Annotated in this window: 5 protein-coding genes; 2 read left to right on the top strand and 3 right to left on the bottom strand. The window is 72.9% G+C overall.

Annotated elements, in window-relative coordinates; genetic code table 11:
• Positions 1-670, bottom strand: a 670-nt coding sequence (locus D471_RS0105030) for an AAA family ATPase (RefSeq protein ID WP_152486224.1), incomplete at its 3' end; no start/stop codon positions are given.
• Positions 671-867: 197 nt separating this feature from the next.
• Here D471_RS0105030 and D471_RS0105025 point away from each other — a divergent pair.
• Both D471_RS0105025 and D471_RS39045 read left to right on the top strand, forming a co-directional pair.
• Entirely contained in the window at positions 868-1,356 is a 489-nt protein-coding gene (locus D471_RS0105025) for an anthrone oxygenase family protein (protein ID WP_017597622.1), read from the top strand.
• Between the two features lie 88 nt (positions 1,357-1,444).
• On the top strand, positions 1,445-2,452 hold the full coding sequence (locus tag D471_RS39045; protein WP_017597621.1) for a DinB family protein: 1,008 nt from the start codon (positions 1,445-1,447) through the stop codon (positions 2,450-2,452).
• A 48-nt stretch (positions 2,453-2,500) separates the two neighbouring features.
• On the opposite strand, the gene D471_RS0105015 is transcribed toward D471_RS39045, so the two are convergent.
• Both D471_RS0105015 and D471_RS0105010 read right to left on the bottom strand, forming a co-directional pair.
• Positions 2,501-3,958, bottom strand: a complete 1,458-nt coding sequence (locus D471_RS0105015; protein WP_017597620.1) for an FAD-dependent oxidoreductase — start codon at positions 3,956-3,958, stop codon at positions 2,501-2,503.
• Positions 3,959-4,023: 65 nt separating this feature from the next.
• Positions 4,024-4,765 (bottom strand): molybdopterin oxidoreductase family protein (locus D471_RS0105010; protein ID WP_017597619.1); only part of this gene is annotated, 742 nt, incomplete at its 5' end.

The raw sequence follows: 4,765 nt of genomic DNA, 5'->3' as shown, positions 1-4,765 counted from the left end.
AGGCGTGGAGGCGGTGGGCGTCCTCGGCGGTGGCGGTGGCCGTGAACCCGTGGGCGAGGGTGAGCAGGTCCTGGGGGGTGAGCGGGTCCAGGGTGAGTTCGTCGTGGGTGGTGGTGGCGGGGGCCAGGGCGGCCAGGGCGGCCACGGGGAAGGACCGGGGCAGTTCCTCGGGCCGGTAGGTCAGGACGAGGGAGAGGGTGGGGGGCAGGCGGGGGGTGAGGTAGTGCAGCAGGTCGCGGGTGGTCTGGTCGATCCACTGCACGTCCTCCACCACCAGGACGGCCGGTCCCAGGGCGCCGAGGAGTTCGGTGAAGGCGCGGTAGGTGCGGTGTTGGTCGTCGGCGGGGGTGGTCGCGGGAGGCAGGGGGGCGGGCAGGCGGTCGCCGTGTTCGGGCATGAGGGCGTGCAGGGCGCCGCACAACGGGCTGAGGCCGTCGGGGATGGGGGCGCCGCGCAGGGCTTCGATGACGGGGGCGAGGGGGAACGGTTCGGCCCGGGGCGGGCAGTGGCCGGTCAGGACCGTCGTGTCCGTGGCCTCGTGGAGTTCCTGGACCAGTCGGGTCTTTCCCGAACCGGCGGACCCGGCCACGAGGACAAGGCGTCCAGGGTCTGCCGCGGTGCGCAACTGCCGTCGTTCCCGGGCACGTCCGACGAGCGGGGGAGAGCACACCTACCGAACGGTATAGCGACAGGGGGCCGAGGAAAAGGGGGTGCCGCCATACGGATCCGGTGCGCTGGGCGGTAAGAGTGGACAGTCTGCCAACCCGTGTGGGGCGCCGACCTGGGCTGAGGGCGGTGTGTCGTGGCGGGGTCGGTAGTCTGCGCTCGGAACGTGGGTGGGCGACGGGACGATGGTGGGGGTGATGGGTGGTGCAGGCGGTGTTCGTGGCTGTGCCGGTGCTGTCGGTGGTGCTGATCGGATTGTTCGCTGGGCTGTTCTTCGCGTTCTCGGTGGCGGTGATGCCGGGGCTGCGGCGTGCGGGAGACCAGGCGATGATCGAGACCATGCAGGGTGTCAACGTGGCGATCCTCAACCCTTTGTTCGCCCTGGTCTTCCTGGGTGCTCCGGTGGCGGCGCTGGTCACGGCGGCGCGGGATGCCGTTGTCGGCGCCGGGATGACGACGGTGTGGTCCTTCACGGCCCTGGCGGCGCTGTTGGCCGTCATCCTGATCACGTTCGCCTTCAACATCCCCAGGAACAACGCGTTGGAGGCGGCGGGGCCGGCCGTGGATGTCGCCGACCCCGCGGCGGTGCGCGGCGCCTTCGAGGCGGTGTGGGTGCGCTGGAACCACGTGCGTACCCTGCTGTCGGTCCTGGCGCTGGTGTGCTCGGCCGTCGCCCTGGCACTGCGCTAGGGGTCGTTCCCGCGCGGACGGGCCCGTTGTCGTCGAGGGGCGGGCCGGGGCTGTCCGCGGCGGGTTCGGATGGGTGAGAATCGCGGCCATGAGTGAACTGAACAAGCGCGCGGACATGTTCTTGGATGCCCGGAACGATCCGCGTATGGGCGGGCCGCGGCTGGGCGACGAACGCGCCACCCTGATGGGGTTCCTTCGGGACCAACGGCTGACGTTGGACATCAAGTGCGAGGGGCTGGACGCCGAGCAGTTGGCGCGCAGGTCGGTGGATCCCTCCACCATGTCGCTGCTGGGACTGGTGCGTCACATGGCCGAGGTGGAGCGGGCCTGGTTCCGGCTGCGGTTGTCGGGGTTGGACCTGCCGCGGCTGTTCTGCACGTCCGAGGACCCCGACGCCGAGTTCGACGGTGCGGTCGCCGACCCGACGGTGGTGGAGGAGGCCTGGCGGGTCTGGCGTGAGGAGGTCGCCTTCACCGACGACTTCGTGGCCCGGGCGGCGTCGCTGGACGCCACGTTCGAGATCGACCGGCACGGGACCATGTCGCTGCGCGAGGTGCTGGTGCACATGGTGGAGGAGTACGCGCGGCACAACGGGCACGCCGACCTGCTGCGTGAGCGCATNNGGGGCCGGCCAGTAGCGGCGGCGGTGGACGGGCGCGGGGCGATCCGTGCTCGGCTAGGGTGCACGACCATGGCCTCTCCCCCCGAACACTCCCCCGTGTCCTCGACCTCCCCTTCACCCAGTGCGGGTGGCGGGCGCGCCGGACGGATCGTCAGGCGGGTCCTCCTGGGGCTGCTGAGCTTTCCCGTCGTGCCCTTCGCCCTGCTCGCGGGGCTGATGATCACCGTGGAGGCCAGCGAACCGCAGGTGTGCGGGTACGTCCCGAGTCCGGGCGGGTGGGCGGCCGAGGCGTGCGCGGAGCAGCGGGAGACCTTCGTCGCGCCGGTCCCGGTGTGGTGGATGTTCGGCCTGGCCCTGGCGCCGCTGCCCGCCCTCGTGGCGGGGTGGGTCTGGCGGGACCGCTGGTGGGTGGTGGCGCTGGCGACCGTCGTCGTGCTGGGGGCGGTTCCGCTGCTGATGTGGTGGGTGGAATGAGTCGTCCCGCTCGCCGCCATGGCCTCGCGGCGAGCGGAACGACCCCGGTCAGCCGACCTTGGCGGGGTCGGTGTCGTTGAGACCCGACAGCAGCGCGTTGACGTCGCGTACGCAACCGCCGCATCCGGTGGTGGCACGGGTGGTGTCGGCGATGGCCTCGCGGGTGCGGGCCCCGTCCAGCCAGGCCTGTTCGATGCTCTCGCGGGTGACGGCATTGCACCGGCACACCAGGGTCTGCTGGTCGGGGGCGGACTCGGTCTCAGGGGCGGCCGTGGGCAGCCCCTGGACGAGGGCGAGCCGGTCGGCGGGCACGGGGGCGCCGGTGTCGAAGAGCTGGGACAGGGTGGCGGCGGCCTCGGGGAAGCCCAGCAGGACGGCGCCGACCACGCGCTCGGCGCTGACCACGAGTTTGGCGTAGCGGCCTCCGTGCGGGTCGCTGATGGTCACCGTCTCCAGGTCCTCGGTGTCCTCCTCGTCGTGGACGCGGCCGAACGCGGTCAGTTCGATGCCCTCGGCCTTGAGGCGGGTCAGGGGGCTGGAACCGGTGTAGGCGGCCTGGGGGGCGGTCCCGGTGAGCCGCTGGGCGAGCACGGAGGCCTGCTCCCAGCCGGGTTGGACCAGTCCGGCGCCGCCGCCGGGGTGCTGGGCGCAGTCGCCGATGGCGTGCACGCGCGCGTCGGAGGTGGTCAGGGTGTCATCGACCAGGACGCCGTGTTCGACCTCGATCCCGGCGTCCTTGGCCAGTTCGATGTTGCCGCGCACTCCGGCGGTGACCACCAGGGCGTCGCCGGGCAGGACGCGTCCGTCGTCCAGTTCCAGGCCGGTGCCGGGTACCCAGCGGGAGGCGACCCGCCAGGAGTGCACGGTGACCCCGAGGGCGGCGTACTGGTCGGCGAGGATGCGGGCGGCGGGCTTGTCGATCTGGCGGCGCATGATCCAGGGCGAGGACTCCACGACCGACACGCGCATGCCGCGGCCGACCAGCCCGCGAGCGGCCTCCAGGCCCAGCACGCCGCCGCCTAGGACGACCACGGGCGCGCCGGGGCGGGCCAGGGACAGCACGCGTTGGCAGTCGGCCAAATCGCGCAGAGCGGTGACCCCCTCCCCCGGGCTGCCGTCTGGGGCGGCCACGCCGGTGATGGGTGGGAAGGCGGCGCGGGCTCCGGTGGCCAGGACGAGTTCGTCATAGGACAGGTGGGTTCCGTCGTCCAGGGTGAGGCGGCGTCGTTCGGGGTCCAGCGCGGTGGCGGCCACACCGGTGCGCACGGTGACGCCCGGGGTGTCGGGGACGGGCAGGCGGATCTGGTCTGGGGTGTAGGAGCCCGCGACCACGCCGGAGAGCAGGACGCGGTTGTAGGCGGCCTGGTCCTCCTCGCCGACCACGGTGACGTGGACGCGCTCTCCGGTGGGGTCCAGGCGGGCGACCTCCTCGGCGAAGCGGGCGCCGACCATCCCGTTGCCGACGACCACGATCTGACGCGGGGGCGGTGCCTGCGTGGTGCTCATCTGCGGCCTCCTGGTGGTGGTGTGGGTTCCCGGGCGGCGTCGGCCGGGGTGGGCGGGTGGGGTGGTCAGGGGGTGGGCTCGGGGTCCAGACGCACGGCGCTGACCTTGAACTCGGGCATGCGGCTGGTGGGGTCCAGCGCGGGGTTGGTGATGTTGTTGGCGGCCTGGTCGTCGGCGAAGTGGAAGGGCACGAACACGGTGTCCAGGCGTGCGGTGGGAGTGAGGCGCACACGGGCGCGGGTGTGGCCGCGGCGGGAGGTCAGGCGGGCCCAGTCTCCGTGGGCGAGTCCGGCGCGGGCGGCGGTGTCGGGGTGGACTTCGACGTAGGCCTCGGGTTCGGCGCCGGTGAGTTCGGGGACGCGGCGGGTCTGGGCGCCGGACTGGTAGTGGCCCATGAGCCGTCCGGTGGTGGCGATGAGGGGGTAGTCCTCGTCGGTGGCCTCGGCAGGTGGGCGGTGGGAGACGGCGATGAGGCGGGCGCGCCCGTCGGGGTGGGCGAAGGTGTCCAGGAACAGGCGGGGGGTGGGCTCGGCGTCGGTGCGCACGGGCCAGTACAGGGCCTCGCCGTTGTCCAGGCGGTCGGGGGTGGCGCCGGAGTAGTCGGCCGCTCCCCCGGCGGAGGCGCGGCCGAGTTCGGCCAGAACGGTGTCGGGGTCGGTGGGGAAGCGTTCGGCGGGCTGTCCCAGGCGGGTGGCCAGGTCGGCCAGGACCTGAAGGTCGGTGCGCACGCCCTCGGGGGGTTCGATGGCCTTGGCGCGGCGCAGGATGCGGCCCTCGAGGTTGGTCATGGTGCCCGACTCCTCGGCC

The sequence above is a fragment of the Nocardiopsis lucentensis DSM 44048 genome, assembly GCF_000341125.1.
Taxonomy (GTDB): Bacteria; Actinomycetota; Actinomycetes; order Streptosporangiales; family Streptosporangiaceae; genus Nocardiopsis; species Nocardiopsis lucentensis.
The sequence above is the reverse complement of the archived record's forward strand: the minus strand, read 5'-3'. Positions and strand labels throughout refer to the sequence as shown.